Origin of the sequence: Winogradskyella sp. ECml5-4 (assembly GCF_036903175.1) — a bacterium.
In the GTDB taxonomy this organism is placed as follows: Bacteria; Bacteroidota; Bacteroidia; order Flavobacteriales; family Flavobacteriaceae; genus Winogradskyella; species Winogradskyella damuponensis.
The window spans coordinates 1-19,061 of the sequence record NZ_JAYJLF010000001.1 but is presented as its reverse complement, the minus strand read 5'-3'; the positions used below and the strand labels follow the sequence as shown (position 1 = coordinate 19,061).

Annotated in this window: 15 protein-coding genes; all 15 read right to left on the bottom strand. The window is 35.2% G+C overall.

The window, feature by feature from the left end:
* Positions 1-100: 100 nt before the first annotated feature.
* Positions 101-1,375: an argininosuccinate lyase gene (gene argH, locus VDP25_RS00075; RefSeq protein WP_334466073.1), complete on the bottom strand. Its 1,275-nt coding sequence runs from the start codon at positions 1,373-1,375 to the stop codon at positions 101-103.
* Positions 1,376-1,471: 96 nt separating this feature from the next.
* Positions 1,472-2,533 carry a M20 family metallo-hydrolase gene (locus tag VDP25_RS00070; RefSeq protein WP_334465212.1) on the bottom strand — a complete coding sequence of 354 codons (1,062 nt, stop codon included), beginning with the start codon at positions 2,531-2,533 and terminating at the stop codon, positions 1,472-1,474.
* The gene (gene argB, locus VDP25_RS00065; protein ID WP_334465210.1) at positions 2,530-3,306 is read right to left on the bottom strand and encodes an acetylglutamate kinase; all 777 of its coding nucleotides are present in this window, start codon (positions 3,304-3,306) and stop codon (positions 2,530-2,532) included. Before argB ends, VDP25_RS00070 begins: the two co-directional genes overlap by 4 nt.
* Positions 3,307-3,376: 70 nt before the next feature.
* A complete protein-coding gene (locus tag VDP25_RS00060; protein WP_334465207.1) occupies positions 3,377-4,312 on the bottom strand; it encodes an acetylornithine carbamoyltransferase in 936 nt (311 codons plus the stop codon).
* Between the two features lie 67 nt (positions 4,313-4,379).
* The gene (locus VDP25_RS00055; protein ID WP_334465196.1) at positions 4,380-5,519 is read right to left on the bottom strand and encodes an aspartate aminotransferase family protein; all 1,140 of its coding nucleotides are present in this window, start codon (positions 5,517-5,519) and stop codon (positions 4,380-4,382) included.
* On the bottom strand, positions 5,516-6,316 hold the full coding sequence (gene proC / locus VDP25_RS00050) for a pyrroline-5-carboxylate reductase (RefSeq protein ID WP_334465194.1): 801 nt from the start codon (positions 6,314-6,316) through the stop codon (positions 5,516-5,518). Before proC ends, VDP25_RS00055 begins: the two co-directional genes overlap by 4 nt.
* 58 nt (positions 6,317-6,374) lie before the next feature.
* Positions 6,375-7,358, bottom strand: coding sequence for an N-acetyl-gamma-glutamyl-phosphate reductase (gene argC / locus VDP25_RS00045; protein ID WP_334465191.1), 984 nt, complete (start codon positions 7,356-7,358; stop codon positions 6,375-6,377).
* Between the two features lie 51 nt (positions 7,359-7,409).
* Positions 7,410-8,591, bottom strand: coding sequence for an argininosuccinate synthase (locus VDP25_RS00040; RefSeq protein WP_334465188.1), 1,182 nt, complete (start codon positions 8,589-8,591; stop codon positions 7,410-7,412).
* Positions 8,584-9,213, bottom strand: coding sequence for a GNAT family N-acetyltransferase (locus VDP25_RS00035; protein ID WP_334465186.1), 630 nt, complete (start codon positions 9,211-9,213; stop codon positions 8,584-8,586). Before VDP25_RS00035 ends, VDP25_RS00040 begins: the two co-directional genes overlap by 8 nt.
* 412 nt (positions 9,214-9,625) lie before the next feature.
* Entirely contained in the window at positions 9,626-11,218 is a 1,593-nt protein-coding gene (locus VDP25_RS00030) for an NADP-dependent glyceraldehyde-3-phosphate dehydrogenase (RefSeq protein WP_334465183.1), read from the bottom strand.
* Between the two features lie 79 nt (positions 11,219-11,297).
* A complete protein-coding gene (ilvA, locus tag VDP25_RS00025; protein ID WP_334465181.1) occupies positions 11,298-12,563 on the bottom strand; it encodes a threonine ammonia-lyase IlvA in 1,266 nt (421 codons plus the stop codon).
* 150 nt (positions 12,564-12,713) lie between these two features.
* Entirely contained in the window at positions 12,714-14,213 is a 1,500-nt protein-coding gene (gene ilvC, locus VDP25_RS00020; protein WP_334465180.1) for a ketol-acid reductoisomerase, read from the bottom strand.
* A gap of 13 nt (positions 14,214-14,226) precedes the next feature.
* A complete protein-coding gene (gene ilvN, locus VDP25_RS00015; RefSeq protein WP_334465179.1) occupies positions 14,227-14,757 on the bottom strand; it encodes an acetolactate synthase small subunit in 531 nt (176 codons plus the stop codon).
* A 2-nt stretch (positions 14,758-14,759) separates the two neighbouring features.
* Entirely contained in the window at positions 14,760-16,496 is a 1,737-nt protein-coding gene (ilvB, locus tag VDP25_RS00010; protein WP_334465176.1) for a biosynthetic-type acetolactate synthase large subunit, read from the bottom strand.
* A gap of 156 nt (positions 16,497-16,652) precedes the next feature.
* Positions 16,653-18,332 (bottom strand): dihydroxy-acid dehydratase, encoded by a 1,680-nt coding sequence (ilvD, locus tag VDP25_RS00005; protein WP_334465174.1) that lies wholly within the window; start codon positions 18,330-18,332, stop codon positions 16,653-16,655.
* Between the last annotated feature and the right edge of the window lie 729 nt (positions 18,333-19,061).

Sequence of the window (19,061 nt, the reverse complement as noted above, 5' to 3'; positions counted from 1 at the left end):
GTAATTGACTAAATGTCATTTGTTTCTTATTTGAGAATCAAAGGTAACATTAATTTCTAATTGAAGAAATTATTCAAAATCATTTTCGTTTTTTTTAACATTACTCCGGAAACTTAGCTCTTATAGCATCCAAACATAGATTATGAATACTACCTATATGTGAGTGCTCTTTTCCTAAATCTGGTTTATACGTTCCTGCTTGTACTTGGCCTCCAATTTTCTGATAGGCCTCTCTAAAACTCATGCCTTCTACGACCAAATTATTAATACTATCTACGGTGAATAAGTATTGATATTTTTCATCAGTGAGGTCAATATCTTTTACGATGATTTGTTGAATGGAATAATTAAAGATGTCCAAAATATCTTTTACATCTTCAAAAGCATTGATGATGTTTTCTTTCAACAATTGAAAATCTCTATGGTAACCACTTGGTAAATTATTGGTGATTAACAACATCTCAGAATGTAAAGCCTGAATTTTATTACACTTACCTCGTATCAATTCAAAGACATCAGGATTTTTTTTGTGTGGCATGATGCTGCTTCCTGTAGTTAACTCATCTGGAAATGTGATAAACCCAAAATTCTGACTCATATACAAGCAAATATCCATGGCAAAACGTGCCATGGTATTACATAAGCCTCCTAAAGCACTGGCGATAGCACGTTCGCTTTTTCCTCTACTTAATTGTGCAGCAACCACGTTATATTTTAGTGTTGAAAAGCCTAATTCTTTAGTGGTTATATCTCTATCAATAGGAAACGAACTGCCGTAACCTGCAGCCGAACCTAATGGATTTTGGTCTGCAATTTTTGAAACTGCATTCAGTACATACACATCATCAATCAACAATTCAGCATAAGCAGAAAACCATAAACCAAAAGAGGAAGGCATGGCTACTTGTAAATGTGTATAGCCTGGTAATAATTGTGTTTTATGTGTTTCGGCTAAATTTAAAAGCGTATCGAAAAACGTTTTTGTTTTACTGTTTATGATTTCAAGATTCTCTTTGTAGTAGAGTTGAAGGGCTACTAAAACTTGGTCGTTTCTAGAACGTGCGGTGTGGATTTTCTTTCCGACGTCGCCTAAAGTTTTGGTGAGTTCATGTTCAATTTTAGAATGTACATCTTCAAATGAATCTTCAATGATAAACGTACCATCTTCAATAGATTTTGCTAAAATATTTAATCCTGATTTTAATTGTTCTAACTCTTCTGAAGTTATGATTCCGATGGATTCTAACATCACAGCATGCGCTCGTGAAGCTTCTACATCATATTTTGCAATATGCATATCGATTTCTCTATCGTTGCCGACGGTAAATAATTCTATTTTTTTATCTATTGAATAGCCTTTGTCCCACAATTTCATACTTATTCCTGCGAAGGCAGTAATCTCTGCCTTCATTATTTAGTTAATAAATTTAGACCTGCTAGGTTGAAAAAACCTGCTAGGTCTATTATCTTTTTATAATACTTTCTCTAACAATTTAATATACAAATCAACACCTTCTTCAATTTCGGCTAGATAAATAAATTCATCAGCCGTGTGCGAACGTGTGCTATCTCCAGGTCCTAATTTTAACGACGGACAAGTTAAAACCGATTGGTCAGAAAGCGTTGGCGAACCATAAGTTTCTCTACCTAATTCAATGCCTGCTTTTACCAAATCGTGATTAATAGGAATAGAAGACGAATTTAATCGTAAGCTACGTGGTGTAATGCTTGAGCAAGGTGATTTCTGGGTTAAAATATCCGCAATTTCCTGATTTGAGTATTTGTCATTCACACGCACATCGATGACCAAATCAACTTCTGCAGGAACCGCATTGTGTTGCTTACCAGCATTGATTTGGGTGACCGTCATTTTTACATCACCTAAAACTGGTGATTTACGTTCAAACTTATAATCTTTAAACCAATTTAAAACTGCAATACTGTTGTAAATTGAATTGTCATTATTGGGGTGTGCTGCATGGCTAGCGGTTCCTTTTACTTTCGCATCAAAAACAACTAAACCTTTTTCAGCAACGGCTAAATTCATTAGTGTTGGTTCTCCAACAATAGCGACATCGATTTTAGGAATAATAGATAACATGCTATTCAAGCCCTTTGGTCCACTGCTTTCTTCTTCTGCAGAAGCCACAATGACTAAATTGTAGTTGAGGTTTTTCTTATTATAAAAATACGTGAAGGTGGCTATTAAAGAGACCAAGCATCCACCAGCATCATTACTTCCTAAACCATATAATTTACCATCTTCAACAATCGCCTTAAAAGGGTCTTTTGTGTAACCGTTGTTTGGTTTTACGGTATCGTGATGTGAGTTTAATAATAAGGTGGGTTTGCTCTCATCAAAATATTTGTTGGTTGTCCAAATGTTATGATTGTTTCTTTTAAATGGTATGTTATGCGATGTAAACCAATTTTCAATAAGCAAAGCGGTGTGGTCTTCCTCTGACGAGAATGACTGTGTTTCTATGAGTTGTTTTAACAAGTCAATGGCTTCTGTGGTAAGGCTTTCTATCATTTTGTGATGGTTGTATGTTTGTTGTTAGTATTGAGAAGCATGTCTGATTTTCCAATACAAACTTTTTGAACGTTTTGATTTATAGCATGAAAACAGTTGTCTAATTTCGGTAACATGCCTTCGAATATGATATGGTTATCTTTTAATGCTTTATAACTTTCTGTGTTGATGTTTTCAATGACAGAATCATCATCTTCTACACTTTCTAGAACACCATTTTTTTCAAAACAATAATATAATTCGGTGTTGAAAATAGACGACAAGCCAATGGCTAATTCAGAAGCAATCGTGTCTGCATTTGTATTTAGTAATTGTCCGTTTTCATTATGAGTTATAGCACAAAAAACAGGTGTGATATTGTTACTTAGTAATACCTTTAATACCTCTGTATTTACTTTTTTTACATCGCCAACAAAGCCATAATCAATGGTTTTAACAGGTCTTTTTTCTGAAATAATAGTATTACCATCTGCACCAGAAAGTCCAATAGCATTGCATTGATTAGCTTGTAATTGCGCTACTATATTTTTATTGATTTTTCCAGCGTAAACCATAGTGATAATATCTAAAGTATCTGTATCAGTAATGCGTCTACCTTCAGTCATTTTTACAGGAATATTCATTTGTGTTGCTAACTTGGTGGCTAATTTTCCGCCTCCATGAACTAAGACTTTAGGACCTGTAATAGTTGAAAAATCTTTAATGAAGGTGGCTAGTGCGTCTTCATTATCGATAATATTTCCCCCTATTTTTATGATTTTTATTGTTTTCATCTCGTGCTCGCGAAAGCGAGTATTTTTTGTTTTAGACCTGTCAGGTTTTAAAAACCTGACAGGTCTAGAATTACAATGCTTCCAAAATCTGCTTCAATACAATTTGTGCAGCATACGTTCTATTATTCGCTTGCTTGATTACCACAGATTGTTGACTATCTAAAACGGCATCTTCCACCACAACATTTCGTCTTACAGGTAAACAATGCATGAATTTGGCGTGACCTAATTTGGCTTTTGTCATCATCCAATTTTTATCTTGATTATTAACTTTTCCATAGTCTTTATAGCTACTCCAGTTTTTTACATAGACAAAATCAGCATCTTTTAAGGCGTCTTCTTGGTTGTAATTTATTGATGTGTCTTTAGTGATTACTTCATTTAATTCGTAGCCTTCAGGATGCGTAATGGTTAAATCTACTTCTAAATCTTGCATCATTTCTACAAACGAATTTGCAACTGCTTGCGGTAAAGCTTTTGGATGTGGTGCCCAAGACAACACGACTTTTGGTTTTACTTTTTCTGCAAGTTCGGTAATGGTAATAGCATCAGCCAATGCTTGTAAAGGATGCGCAGTAGCACTTTCCATATTTACAATGGGTACTGTTGCATATTTTTTAAAGTTATTGAGAATGTATTCCGATTCGTCCTTAGCTTTATCTTGTAACGTTGGGAATGCTCTTACAGCAATGATATCTGCATATTGAGAAATAACACGCGCTGCTTCTTTAATGTGTTCAGATTTGTCAACGTTCATAATGGTGCCATCCTCAAATTCTAAATTCCAAGCGTCATTCACGTTTAAAATCATCACTTCCATACCTAGGTTTTTTGCTGCTTTTTCAGTGCTTAATCGTGTTCTTAAACTCGAATTGAAAAATAGCATGACTAAGGTTTTGTGTTTTCCTAAGTCTTCAAATTCAAAAGGATTCATTTTTAATAAAATGGCATCCTTTATGATTTCGGAAAGGTTGGAAATGTCTTTTATTTTGGTGTAGTTTTTCATCTTTAATAGGTCTCGACTGCGCTCGACCAGACAGTGAATTTGTCTCCTCGAGCGCAGTCGAGGGGTTTTAATAATCTAATATTTTTAATTCATTTTCCAAGGCTTCAAAAAATACATCAATGTGTTTTTTCTGAATCGTTAAAGGCGGAAGTATTCTAATTAAATTAGGGTTCTTTGCACTTCCTGTAAAAATATGATGGTTAAAAATTAATTTTTTTCTTAGTTCTGAAATTGGAAAATCAAACTCTAACCCCAACATTAATCCACGTCCTTTAATCGATTTTAAATGTGGTAATGATTTCGCTTTATCTTGAAAATACTCTGAAATGTTTTTAGCATTTTCCATTAATTGTTCTTCTTCCAAAACTTCTAAAACCGAAAGGGTCGCTGCACAAGCCAAATGGTTGCCGCCAAATGTGGTACCTAATAACCCAAAAGAAGCTTTAATTGAAGGATGGATTAAAATCCCTCCAACTGGAAAACCATTTCCCATGCCTTTGGCGATAGAAATAATATCAGGTGTAATATTGTGTTTTTGAAAAGCAAAAAAGTCGCCAGTTCTGCCAAATCCAGATTGTACCTCGTCTGCAATAAATGCTGTGTTGTATAGTTTGCAAAGTTGTTCTAGTCCTTTATAGAATTCCGTTGTACTTTGGTCCAAGCCACCAACACCTTGGATGAATTCTACGATGACTGCGCAAGTTTCGTTTTGTTTTAAAATGGTTTCAACCGTGTCTAAGTCACCTAATTCTACAAAATCAACTTTTTGTTGCGCATTAATTGGTGCAACAATTATAGGATTGTCGCTTGCGGCAACAGCAGCTGACGTTCTACCATGAAATGAATTTTTAAAGGCTAAAACTTTCTTTTTACCATTATGGAATGATGCTAATTTTAAAGCGTTTTCATTAGCCTCAGCACCAGAATTACATAAAAATAATTGGTAGTCTTTACAGCCAGATACAGCTTCAAGCTTATCTGCTAATTCAACTTGTAATGGGTTTTGAATTGCGTTACTATAGAAGCCTAATTTTTCAACTTGATTAGAAATTGCCGAAACATATTTTGGATGCGAATGACCAATAGAAATTACTGCATGTCCACCATAAAGGTCTAAGTATTCTACATTTTTATCATCGTAAACGTAAATGTCTTTTGCGCTTATTGGTGTGATATCAAACAGTGGGTAAACATTAAATAAACTCATATTTGTTCTTCTTTAATGGTATTGATTTTATTAAAAGAAGCGACCATGCCTTGGATTAAAGATGAACTTAAGCCTTTGTGTTCCATTTCATTTAAACCTTGAATTGTACAACCTTTAGGTGTGGTTACTCTATCAATTTCTTCTTCCGGATGATTGCCGTTTGTAATTAATAAATTGGCAGCTCCTTCACTGGTGTACATGGCTAATTCTTGTGCTTCTTTAGCGTCAAAACCTAATTGTATTGCAGCTTGTGTTGTTGCTCTAATTAGTCGCATCCAAAAGGCAATGCCACTCGCGCAAACCACCGTTGCTGCTTGCATTTGAGATTCTGGAATGGCTAAGGTATGACCTAATCTATCGAAAATAGCTTCGGCAATTTTAATACGTTTAGCACCTTTTTCATTACTACACATACAAGTCATAGATTTACCAACCGCAATAGCTGTATTTGGCATGGCTCTGATGATAAATTGGTCAGTCCCAACGATACCTTCGATTTTAGGAATTAGAAAACCTGTAATCGTTGAGATTAAAACGTGTTTTTCTGTTAAATACGGTTTAACATCGTTTAATATGTTTTCGAAATGTCTAGGCTGAATAGCAAATATTAAAATATCAGATTGCTTTACTGCTTCAATATTGTCGGTTGTTAATATGACGTTTTTATAGCCATCCAAATCTTGAATATCATCCAGATTTCTTTTGGTTAAATAAAGAGTCGTTATGGCGTTGTTAGTGATGAGCCCTTTTGCGATGGACTTTCCTAAGTTTCCTGTTCCTATGATTGCTATTTTCATGTGTTTAATGTTTTAAGACCTGTCAGGTTTCAAAAACCTTACAGGTCTATAGTGTTTATTAAAAATAATTTGCCTTTAATTGTAATCCTTCAGTTTCTTCAAAGCCATACATTAAATTCATGTTTTGAATCGCTTGTCCAGAGGCACCTTTTAATAGGTTGTCAATAATACTTGTAACCAGTAATTTATCGTTGTGTTTATGTAAATGAAGGATGCATTTATTGGTGTTAACCACTTGTTTTAAATGAATGTCTTCATCAGAAATAAAGGTAAATGCAGCATCTTTATAAAACTCCGTATACAATTGTTTTGCGTCTTCTAAACTGCCTTCATATTTCGTATAAAGTGTTGCAAAAATGCCTCTTGAAAAATCACCGCGATTCGGCATAAAAATGATTTCAGAATTAAAATCTGATTGTAGCGCATTTACGGTTTGATTTATTTCTCCTAAATGCTGATGTGTAAATGCTTTGTAGTGTGAAAAATTATTATCTCGCCAAGTGAAATGTGTTGTCGCAGATAATGAAGTTCCGGCACCAGTGGCACCAGTTACAGCATTGATGTGAACATCGTTTTGCAAAATTTCGGCTTTAGCTAAAGGTAATACTGCTAATTGAATTGCTGTAGCAAAACAACCTGGATTAGCAATATAATCGGCTTTTTTAATCGCTTCTTTATGTAATTCTGGTAAACCATAAATAAAGGTTTTTGCATTGAAAACGTCGTCTTTAGTTAATCTGAAATCATTACTTAAATCAATTATTTTAGTGCCTTCAGAAAATGTATTTTGTTCTAAAAATGCTTTTGAATTGCCATGACCTAAACACAAGAAAAGCACATCAACATTGGTATTGATTTCATTTGAAAACATCAAATCAGTTGAGCCTAACAAATCTTGATGCACCTTACTAACTTTGTTTCCTGCGTTAGAAGTGCTGTAAATAAAATCGATTTCTACTTTAGAGTGATGAATCAATAATCGTATTAATTCTCCAGCTGTGTAACCAGCGCCTCCAATGATTCCTATATTTAATTTTTTCATTGTGCTAACATTTTGAGACCTACGAGGTTTTGAAAACCTGTGAGGTCTTATTTAGTTGTTTACTTGCTGATAAATCTTGTTTTGATTGCCAACTATTTTAATAAATCCTTTGGCTTCATCTGCTGTCCAACCTTTATTTTCCTCACCATAACTTCCAAACTTCGCACTCATTAAATCGTGTTTAGATTTTATGCCATCTAGCGTGAAGTGGTAAGGTTTTAACGTTACAGTTACATCACCAGAAACTTTGTCTTGACTACTTTGTAAAAAGGCTTCCATGTCTCGCATTACTGGGTCTAAATATTGCCCTTCGTGTAAATGCATGCCATAGAAATTAGATAAATAATCTTTATGTTGCAGTTGCCATTTCGTTAAGGTGTGTTTCTCTAATAGGTGATGGGCTTTTATAATAATTAAAGCAGCTGCAGCTTCAAAACCAACACGACCTTTGATACCTACAATCGTATCGCCAACATGAATATCTCTGCCAATAGCATAAGCAGATGCTAAGTTGTTCAGCACTTCGATATTGACTTCGGGATTATTTTCTACACCATTTAAAGCTACTAATTCACCTTCAGAAAATGTAAGTACTACTTTCTCTGGGTCTGTATGTTTTAATTGTGATGGGTAAGCGGATTCTGGTAATGGTTTTTCAGACGTTAACGTTTCTTCTCCACCAACACTCGTTCCCCAAAGGCCTTTGTTTACTGAGTATTTTGCTTTGTTCCAAGACATGTCGATGCCATTTTCTATGAGGTAGTCAATTTCTTGCTGTCTGGTTAATTTGCCATCTCTAATTGGTGTAATGATTTCAATTTCTGGTGCTAAGGTTTGAAAAATCATATCAAAACGCACTTGGTCATTTCCTGCGCCTGTACTACCGTGTGCAATATATTTAGCATCTATACTTTTGGCGTATTGTACAATTTCAATGGCCTGAATAATACGTTCGGCGCTCACAGATAAAGGGTAAGTGTTATTTTTTAAAACATTTCCGAAGATTAAATACTTAATCACTTTATCGTAATAGGATGCAACCGCATCAATATTCTTGTATGTTGAAACACCCATTTTATAGGCATTGCTTTCAATAGTTTTAATTTCTTCTTGAGTAAATCCGCCAGTATTCACACTAACCGCATGAACATCATATCCTGCTTTACTTAAACTTACTGCGCAGTAAGAGGTATCTAAGCCTCCACTATATGCTATAACTAATTTTTTACTCATCTTTTTTGTCTTTTATTAAAAACATATTCTGTTTTATCAATTTTAATCGTGTCCATACTTTTTTATCATACGGACGTGTTTTAGGTTTTGATGCTTCAGCTTTAGAAGGATCATATAACATTCCTGTGCATAAGCACATTTTTTGTTCTGTTCTCGTTAATACATCGAAATTTTTACATGTTTGACAGCCTTTCCAAAAGGATTGATCGTCTGTTAATTCTGAAAACGTCACAGGTTTGTAACCTAATTCGCTATTCATTTTCATAACCGCTAAACCTGTGGTAATACTAAAAACTTTTGCATCTGGAAATTTGGTTCTAGAATGTTCAAAAATGACTTTCTTAATTTGTTTAGCAAGACCTATATTTCTAAAATCTGGATGAACAATTAAGCCGGAATTAGCGACGAATTTCCCGTGGCTCCATGCTTCGATATAGCAAAAGCCAGCGAATTTATCACCTTCTAATGCAATGACAGCATTACCATTTTTCATTTTGGTAATGATGTATGCTGGTTGGCGTTTTGCGATACCAGTACCTCTAACTTTAGCAGCTTCAGCAATAGTATCGCAGATGATTTCTGCGTATATGCTATGTGATTTATCAGCAATAACAATTTTCATTGTAATTGATTTTTTAATTATAAATTGACTTAATTTTTGTTTCTGAAAGGAGAACCGGACTCACCTAAGTTCTATAAATGGAAGTGTACCCTTACGGGCGACGATTATGGGTACAACGTAAAGTATTTCGATTTGAAAAGGAAAGTACTAAAGCGGAAAATATATATGATAAATTGTTCAATGTAAAAAAATAAAAGATTAACTAAATGGTTTTAAGTAATGCCATTAGCGACGTCGCCTGTTTAACAACAAGCGTGTGGGTCTTTCGATTCTATTTTTTTGACTTAACATAGTGTAAATTTAGAATTAATATTTAATATTCGTCGCAACGCGTTCACTTTTGCTATTTTTTTATGAAATTCATAATATAAGCGACTAAAATTTTAAATAATTCATTCTAATCGGCTATTTGTCAGAGGATATAATCTGTGCTCACAAAATTTGAGGCTCTAGAATCTAGTAAATCTTTTAAAATAGCATTGTTATAATTATTGTCTTTTGACGCTACAAAGGTTCTAATTGAAAATGAACGTAAGGCATCATGTACACTTAATGTTGCTACAGCCGAATCTTTTCGTCCAGTAAATGGATATACATCTGGTCCACGTTGACAAGAACTATTTAGATTCACACGGCAAACTAAATTCACAAGAGTATCAATTAATGGCGCTAAGGTTTTAACGTCGTTTCCAAATAAACTCACTTGTTGTCCGTAATTCGATGCTGCCATATCATCCAATGGTTCTTCGATGTCATTAAATGGAACTATTGGAATAACTGGTCCGAATTGTTCTTCTTGAAAGACGCGCATATCCTTAGTTACTGGATATAAAACTGCTGGAAAAATATAGTTTTCTGTGGTGTTTCCACCTTTCTTATTAATGATGTTGGCTCCTTTTTCAATGGCATCGTCAATTAAATCTTGAATATATATTGGTTTATCGGGTTCTGGTAACGGAGTTAGTTTTGCTCCATCTTCCCATGGGTTTCCGAATTTAAGCGCATCGACTTTAGCTGAAAAACGCTTGTTAAATTCTTCTATGATATTTTCATGTACATATAGAACTTTCAAAGCCGTACAACGTTGACCATTAAAAGAAGTAGTTCCTGCAATACATTCATCAATGGCTAAATCTAAATCAGCGTCTGGCAACACAATAGCAGGGTTTTTAGCTTCAAGACCTAAAACTAAACGTAACCTGTTACTTTTTGGATGTTGGTTTTGTAACGCATTTGCGGATTTACTATTCCCGATTAAAGCTAAAACATCCACTTTACCAGATTGCATAATTGGAGCCGCTACGGTTCTTCCTCTTCCGTAGATAATGTTTACAGCTCCTTTTGGAAAACTATCTCTAAAAGCTTCCAATAAAGGTGTAATTAATAAAACTCCATGTTTTGCAGGTTTAAAAATGGCTGTATTACCCATGATTAATGCCGGAATCAACAACGCAAAAGTTTCATTTAAAGGGTAGTTATAAGGGCCTAGACACAAAACGACACCTAAAGGTCCTCTTCTAATGTGAGCATTAACACCAGAGCTTTTTACAAATTTAGCGCTATCACGATCCATTTGTTTGTAATCTTCAATGGTATCGTAAATGTATTCAACGGTTCTATCAAATTCCTTTTCAGAATCAGGTAGGGTTTTTCCAATTTCCCACATTAGTAATTTGACGACTTCCTCACGTTTCGTCTTCATCTGTTCTACAAACTTTTCCATGCAAGCAATACGGTCTACAACTTTCATTGTTGGCCATAAACCTTGTCCTTTATTGTATGCTGAAACAGCAGCATCTAATGCTTTTATAGCTTCTTTTTTTCCTAAAGTTGGAATAGTTCCAAGTAATGTGGGTTTATAATCTTCAGTGGAAGAAATTGTAGAATATACTTTAGAAGTTTCTCCGCGCCAAGGTATCAGTGCGCCGTCTACTAAATAGGTGTTTTGTTCGACTAAATTTTTAATTTGAAACTGTTCTGGAATATTCACAAATGCTGAAGTCATAATAACTTGTTTTGAACTGTTAATTGTAAGTAATAAAGATACTAAATCGCATCTCTTGTGTGGTTATGGTTATGTTAAGCTATACTAAAAACTGAAATAAATCGGGTTTATCATTTAGGTAATCTCCATAGAGGTTATTAAGCTTCATTTTGGTAATTAAAGGTTCTAAATCCTCTGGTGATTTTAACTGTAAACCAACGACTGCGACATCATTTTCGCGATTGACTTTTTTAGTATATTCAAAATGTGTAATATCATCTGTAGGTCCTAAAATATCAACTACAAAATCACGTAGAGCTCCTGCGCGTTGTGGAAACTTGATGATAAAGTAATGTTTAAGATTGGCATAAAGAAGCGCACGTTCTTTTATTTCTGCCATTCGCGTGATATCGTTATTGCTTCCGCTAATCACACAAACCACGTTTTTACCTTTGATTTCTTCAGAAAATTGGTCTAAGGCACAAAGACTCAAAGCTCCTGCAGGTTCAACTACAATAGCATCTTTATTATATAAGTCTAAAATCGTTTGGCAAATTTTGCCTTCGTCTACTGTAACGACACGATGCAGTGTTTCTTTACAAATAGCAAAACTTAAATCTCCAACACGTTTAACAGCAGCACCATCTACAAAACTATCGATGGTACTTAATTCTGTATTTCGGTTAGCTCTAATAGAGGTGAGCATTGCTGGTGCTCCTTTCGGCTCCACGCTAATAATTTTAGTTTGAGGAGATAAGATCTTAAAAACAGAGGATAATCCTGCGGCAAGTCCACCACCACCTACTGGCACAAAAACATAATGAATGGGATGTGTTTTGGCTTGGTCTATAATCTCTAAGCCTACGGTTGCTTGGCCTTCAATAACTTTTTCGTCATTAAAAGGGTGTACAAAGGTTTTATTGAGTTCCTTACTTTGTTGCATTGCTGCGTGGTAAGCATCATCAAACGTATCTCCAACTAAAACAACGTCAACAAACTCTTCCCCAAACATTTTTACCTGTTCAATCTTTTGATTGGGAGTAGGCGAGGGCATAAAAATAGTGCCTTTTATTTTTAAAAGTTTACATGAAATGGCAACACCTTGCGCATGATTTCCTGCGCTTGCGCACACAATTTCATTTTCAATTTGAGATGGACTCAATGAGGCTATTTTATTATAAGCACCACGAATTTTGTAAGAACGCACAACTTGTAAGTCCTCTCTTTTAAAATAAATATTAGCATCAAAATCTTTAGAATATCGTGCATTTTTAATTAAAGGTGTTACGGATGCAATGCCTTGTAATTTTTCTGCTGCAGCTTCAATAGCTTTTAATGTTGGTCTGTATGTGGTTTTGGTTTCCATATTCCTGCGAAAGCAGAAATCTCTTGAGAATGACCTACTTTCATTAAATCTTAAAGTTAATGTTCTACGAAGTTTTAATTTTCGCAGTAAACAGAGTTTTTTTTATCTTTAAACCTACAAGGTTTTTGAAACCTTGCAGGATAATTTTTGTTACGCTAAAACAGATGCTTTTACATCTTCAGTTTTAATCACTTTCATAGCAGTCATTGCTGCACGCAAACGTTGACCAACAGCTTCGATAGGGTGATTTCTAATCGCGTCATTAACAGCAATTAATTCTATATTGTCAACTCCTGTTGTTTTTGAGAATGATTTTCCAATGATAGATGTATCTACTGTTTTCATGAAATCCGTTAATAAGGGCTTGCAAGCATGATCAAATAAATAACAGCCATATTCTGCCGTGTCAGAAATGACGCGATTCATTTCAAATAATTTTTTTCTTGCGATAGTGTTAGCTATTAATGGTAACTCGTGAAGCGATTCATAATAAGCTGAGTCTTCAATAATACCTGCACTTACCATGGTTTCGAAAGCGAGTTCTACACCAGATTTTACAAAAGCGACTAATAATACTCCATGGTCAAAATATTCTTGCTCTGTAATATGATCTGAAGTCAATTTTGTTTTTTCAAAAGCAGTTTCACCAGTTTCGGCTCTCCAGGTTAATAAATTAATATCGTCATTAGCCCAATCTTCCATCATGGTTTGAGAGAAGTGACCTGAGATAATGTCGTCCATATGCTTTTCGAATAATGGACGCATAATCACTTTTAATTCTTCTGATAAGTTGTGGGCTTTTATTTTTGAAGGATTAGATAAACGATCCATCATGTTGGTAATACCTCCATGTTTTAAGGCTTCTGTAATGGTTTCCCAGCCAAACTGAATTAGTTTAGCAGCATAACCAGGTTCAATACCTTCTTCAACCATCTTATCAAAAGATAAAATAGCTCCGGTTTGTAACAGACCACACAATATGGTTTGTTCTCCCATTAAATCTGATTTTACTTCAGCAATAAAAGAGGATTCTAAAACACCAGCACGATGTCCTCCAGTTGCAGCGGCATATGCTTTTGCTTGCGCCCAACCTTTACCTTCTGGGTCATTTTCAGGGTGTACAGCAATTAATGTTGGGACTCCAAATCCACGTTTATATTCTTCTCTTACTTCGGTTCCAGGACATTTTGGTGCCACCATAATTACGGTTAAATCCTCTCGGATTTTAGTGCCTTCTTCAACAATATTGAAACCATGAGAGTAGCTTAACGTCGCTCCTTTCTTCATTAAAGGCATTATGGCTTTTACGACATTGGTATGTTGTTTGTCTGGAGTTAAGTTTAAAACTAAATCGGCTGTAGGAATTAATTCCTCATAAGTGCCTACTGTAAATCCATTAGACGTTGCATTTTTATAAGAATCGCGTTGTTGGTCAATGGCAACTTGACGAAGCGTGTATGAAATATCTAATCCAGAATCGCGCATATTTAAACCTTGATTAAGGCCTTGCGCTCCACAACCCACAATAACGATTTTCTTTCCTTTTAATGCGTTGACGCCATCTTCAAATTCTGAAGCGTCCATAAAACGACATTTTCCTAATTGACCTAATTGTTCTCTTAATGGTAATGTGTTAAAGTAATTTGACATTTTTTCTTGTATTTTAATGTTCTAATGCTAATAGCATTGTTGATATTTTCATTTCGTCTTTGGTTACAGCAATACGACCTGAGCGTGTAAACTGCATAATGCCAAAGACACTTAATTCTCTATGTAATAAATCGATTTCTTCTTTTCTACCTGATTTTTCTATAACGAAGAAATCGCGATTTACAGTGACAATTCTAGCATTGCTTTCTTTAATGATATTCTGAATTTGACGTTCATCAAACAATAAATTAGATTTCATTTTAAAGATGCACGATTGCTGATAAATGATTTCTTCTTCAGTATGATAATAGGCTTTTATGACTTCGACTTGCTTTTCAATTTGGCCTTGAATCTTTTTCATTTGAGATTCTGTAATATTGACGACAATCGTAAATCTAGAGACTCCTTCAATTTCAGATGGCGAAGTGTTTAAACTTTCAATATTGATGTGTCTTCTTTGGAATATTGCAGAAATTCTGTTTAATAATCCGATGTTGTTTTCCGTATATATAGAAACGGTAAATTGTTTTATTTCGTTTTCCATAGTTAGTCTAGTCTTATATCTGAAACACTTGCGCCTGTTGGAATCATTGGGAAGACATTACCTTCCTTTTCCACTCGGACTTCTAAGAAATAAGGCCCTTCACAGTCAATCATTTCTTTTACAGCTGCTTTTAAATCTTTTCTTTCGGTTACTTTTTTAGCTTCAATAGAATAGCCTTTTGCAATGGCTACAAAATCGGGGTTTGTCATTTCTGTTGATGCATAACGTTTGTCAAAAAATAACTGTTGCCATTGGCGAACCATGCCTAGGAATTCGTTATTTAATACCACGATTTTAACGGGTACTTTTTGTTGAAAAATAGTACCTAACTCTTGAATCGTCATTTGGTAACCACCATCTCCTGCAATCATTATGACTTCTCGGTCTGGTGCTGCCATTTTTGCACCTATGGCTGCTGGTAATGCAAATCCCATAGTCCCTAAACCACCTGATGTAATATTGCTTTTGCTTTTATTGAATTCGGCATAACGACAAGCAATCATTTGGTGCTGACCAACATCACTTACAATAGCAGCATCTCCTTTGGTTTGAATGTTGATTTCTTTCAACACTTCTCCCATGGTTAGGCCTTCTTTGGTTGGGTGTAAATCATTTTTAATGACTTTTTCGAATTCAATGTTATATAAATCTTTGAATTTTTGATGCCATTCGATATGAGAATTGGCATTTAACAAGGGTAGTAAAGCTTCTAAACTTGCTTTTGCATCTCCAAGAACGGCAACATCTGTTTTTACGTTTTTATCTATTTCGGCAGGATCAATATCAAAATGAATGATTTTTGCCTGTTTTGCATATGTTTCTAAATTTCCGGTAACACGATCATCGAATCGCATGCCAATCGCGATTAAAAGATCACATTCGTTTGTTAATACATTTGGAGCATAATTTCCATGCATGCCAACCATACCAACATTTAATGGATGCGAAGTTGGGATGGCAGAAGCACCCAAAATTGTCCAAGCTGAAGGGATTCCTGCTTTTTCGATAACAGCTTTAAACTCTTGTTCCGCTTTACCTAAAATGACTCCTTGTCCCCAAACGACTAATGGTTTTTTTGCATTATTAATAAGTTCGGCAGCTGCTTTTAGTGTGTTTTTATCAGTGTCTGGTAAAGGTTTGTAGCTTCTTACGCCTTTACATTTTTTATATTTAAAGTCAAATTCTTCAAATTGAGCATCTTTAGTGACATCTATTAAAACCGGTCCTGGTCGTCCGCTTCTAGCAATATAAAATGCTTTAGCAATAGCTTCTGGGATTTGAGAGGCTTTAGTAACCTGACAATTCCATTTGGTTACAGGAGTTGAAATTCCAACAATATCAGTTTCCTGAAACGCATCGCTTCCTAATAAATGCGAACCGACTTGGCCAGTGATGCAAACCATTGGTGTCGAATCGATTTGGGCATCAGCAATACCTGTAATTAAATTGGTGGCTCCAGGGCCAGACGTTGCCATGCAGACACCAACTTTACCTGAAATACGAGCATAACCTTGTGCTGAGTGTGTTGCGCCTTGTTCATGACGCGTTAAAACATGATGGATTTTGTCTTGATACTTATATAGTTCATCATAAACAGGCATAATGGCACCTCCAGGATATCCGTAAAGAATATCAACACCTTCGGCTAATAGGCATTTTATAATGGCTTCACTTCCAGAAATACGTTCTGTAGCTTCAGTGTTTTTGGTGTTGTTTTGTACGGTTTGAGTTTCTTTCATGTTTTTACTTCCCACGACAATGGGAATCTCATTTTAAAATCTGTACGTCTCGAAGGAAGCATAGATTGGTTATTCAATACTTATATTATCGTTCTCTTTTTTTATGGATTGGCTTTTTGCTTTTCCGACTTAGAGATTCCTTTTTTAAGAAATTAGTTAAAACTCGTCAGTCACACATCCTTTAGATGCTGACGATACTGTTTTGGCATATTTATAGAGGACACCACGTTCAAATTTTAATTCTGGTGCTTTCCATTGTTGGCGTCTTTTCTGAAGCTCGACTTCAGAAACTTCTAATGATATGGAATTGGTTTCAGCATCAATAGTAATAATGTCTCCATCTTTTACGACGGCGATTGTGCCTCCTTCTTGTGCTTCAGGTGTAATATGACCTACCACAAAACCATGAGTTCCACCAGAGAAACGACCATCTGTAATTAAAGCAACATCCTTACCTAAACCAGCTCCCATAATAGCAGCGGTAGGTTTTAGCATTTCGGGCATTCCTGGCCCGCCTTTTGGCCCTTCATATCTAATGACAACAACATCTCCTTTTTCAACTTTGCCATCTCTAATACCATCATTAGCGGCATATTCTCCTTCAAAAACTTTGGCCTTTCCTCTAAAGCATAAGCCTTCTTTTCCTGTAATTTTAGCCACACTGCCTTCGGTTGCTAAATTGCCATAAAGCATTCTTAAATGTCCAGAGATTTTTATAGGTTCTTCAATAGGTTTAATAACATCTTGCCCTGCTTTAAGGTCAGGAACATCTAATAAGTTTTCTGCAATTGTTTTTCCTGTAACGGTTAAACAATCACCGTGAATCATGCCTTTCTTTAAAAGGTATTTTAATACAGCTGGAATACCTCCAACAGCATGCACATCTTCCATTAAATATTTTCCGCTAGGTTTTAAATCTGCTAAGAATGGCGTGTTATCACTAATATCTTGAAAATCTTTAAGTGTAAAATCTATTTGAGCAGCTCTTGCTATTGCTAAAAAGTGTAGGACGGCATTGGTTGATCCTCCTAAGATTGTTACAAGTCTTACGGCATTTTCGAGTGACTTTCTTGTAATAATATCTGAAGGTTTAATATCTTTTTCTAATAATAAACGTAAGGCTTCTCCAGCTTTTATGGATTCGTTTTGTTTGGCATCACTTAGTGCTGGGTTTGAAGAATTAAACGGTAATGTCATTCCCAAAGCTTCAATTGCAGAAGCCATGGTGTTTGCGGTATACATACCACCACATGCGCCAGCTCCTGGACAGGCTTTTTCAACAATATTTTGGTATTCTGATTCATTCATTGTACCAGCCACTTTACTTCCCCAAGCTTCAAAAGCAGAAACAACATCTAGTTTTTTGCCGTTATGACAACCCGAATCAATAGTGCCACCATAGACTAAAATACTTGGTCTGTTTAATCGAATCATAGCCATTAAAGCGCCAGGCATGTTCTTGTCACAACCGACTACAGTTACTAAGCCGTCGTAGCTCATGGCTTGGACTACGGTTTCCATAGAATCTGCAATAATGTCTCGCGATGGAAGTGAGTAGCGCATGCCTGGCGTTCCCATGGAAATGCCATCACTTACTCCAATGGTATTGAAAATTAATCCAACGATGTCTTCGTTTTTTGTGCCTTCTTTTACCAATTTGGCTAAGTCGTTAAGGTGCATGTTACACGGATTGCCCTCGTAACCTGTACTTGCAATACCAACAATAGGTTTAAAAAAATCTTCTTTTGTTAATCCAATGGCATGTAGCATAGCTTGAGCTGCAGGTTGTGTTGGATCTTGAGTGACGGTCTTGCTGTATTTGTTTAATTCGTTCATAGTTTTATTATGGCAAAAATGATTTGCTGAATCTAAATTACTTGTTATGCAGCGTTTGTATATTAATATTCTATTTCTTAATCTAAATTCAATAGAACTGACACGGTTATAAATCGCTGTTAATCAGTATTTTGATTTGAAATAAATATGATGTCCAAGTGTGCTATTTTTTTGCATAAAAAAAGCCTTCTCGATGTAAGGAAGGCTTAAAATAAAATTATGGTTTCTAGAATGTTCATGCTTTTATTCTTTGTTGTTGGGTTTGTCCGAATAGGTTTCAATCTTTTTATCTCATTCGTTTCAGATAAATCTTGGTTTGGTACATGAATAGTTTCAGTTGGTATTAAATACCCAATAACAGGTATTTTAGAGTTCACATTGCGCACAACATCTTCTTATGAACTTTATGGCGCTTTTTATACTTTTTATGTTTTGAATAAGGTGCGTTTTAGTACGCTATTGTCGTTTTATAAAGTTATGCAGACCTGATTGTATTGTTTTATTTGAAAGTAATAAGTGTAAAATGAGTAGAAATACCTCACAGTGGTAATTTTTTTGATTTTATAAAAAATGGTGACAGAGCTGAAATAAATATTAAAAAACGGTATATTTTTGGATCAAGATCAAAAGTTGTGTTTAAGCAAAGATTGTAGTTAATCTAAACAGAAAGAATTCCACATTCTTGACCCCTCTAAACTGTGCCCTGAACGCTTTTATTTTAGCATTGAA

Bases quoted from the DNA above. Each gene is read 5' to 3' on its own strand.
- argH (WP_334466073.1), bottom strand. From the start codon at position 1,375: ATGAAATTGTGGGACAAAGGCTATTCAATAGATAAAAAAATAGAATTA.
- VDP25_RS00070 (WP_334465212.1), bottom strand. From the start codon at position 2,533: ATGATAGAAAGCCTTACCACAGAAGCCATTGACTTGTTAAAACAACTC.
- argB (WP_334465210.1), bottom strand. From the start codon at position 3,306: ATGAAAACAATAAAAATCATAAAAATAGGGGGAAATATTATCGATAAT.
- VDP25_RS00060 (WP_334465207.1), bottom strand. From the start codon at position 4,312: ATGAAAAACTACACCAAAATAAAAGACATTTCCAACCTTTCCGAAATC.
- VDP25_RS00055 (WP_334465196.1), bottom strand. From the start codon at position 5,519: ATGAGTTTATTTAATGTTTACCCACTGTTTGATATCACACCAATAAGC.
- proC (WP_334465194.1), bottom strand. From the start codon at position 6,316: ATGAAAATAGCAATCATAGGAACAGGAAACTTAGGAAAGTCCATCGCA.
- argC (WP_334465191.1), bottom strand. From the start codon at position 7,358: ATGAAAAAATTAAATATAGGAATCATTGGAGGCGCTGGTTACACAGCT.
- VDP25_RS00040 (WP_334465188.1), bottom strand. From the start codon at position 8,591: ATGAGTAAAAAATTAGTTATAGCATATAGTGGAGGCTTAGATACCTCT.
- VDP25_RS00035 (WP_334465186.1), bottom strand. From the start codon at position 9,213: ATGAAAATTGTTATTGCTGATAAATCACATAGCATATACGCAGAAATC.
- VDP25_RS00030 (WP_334465183.1), bottom strand. From the start codon at position 11,218: ATGACTTCAGCATTTGTGAATATTCCAGAACAGTTTCAAATTAAAAAT.
- ilvA (WP_334465181.1), bottom strand. From the start codon at position 12,563: ATGGAAACCAAAACCACATACAGACCAACATTAAAAGCTATTGAAGCT.
- ilvC (WP_334465180.1), bottom strand. From the start codon at position 14,213: ATGTCAAATTACTTTAACACATTACCATTAAGAGAACAATTAGGTCAA.
- ilvN (WP_334465179.1), bottom strand. From the start codon at position 14,757: ATGGAAAACGAAATAAAACAATTTACCGTTTCTATATATACGGAAAAC.
- ilvB (WP_334465176.1), bottom strand. From the start codon at position 16,496: ATGAAAGAAACTCAAACCGTACAAAACAACACCAAAAACACTGAAGCT.
- ilvD (WP_334465174.1), bottom strand. From the start codon at position 18,332: ATGAACGAATTAAACAAATACAGCAAGACCGTCACTCAAGATCCAACA.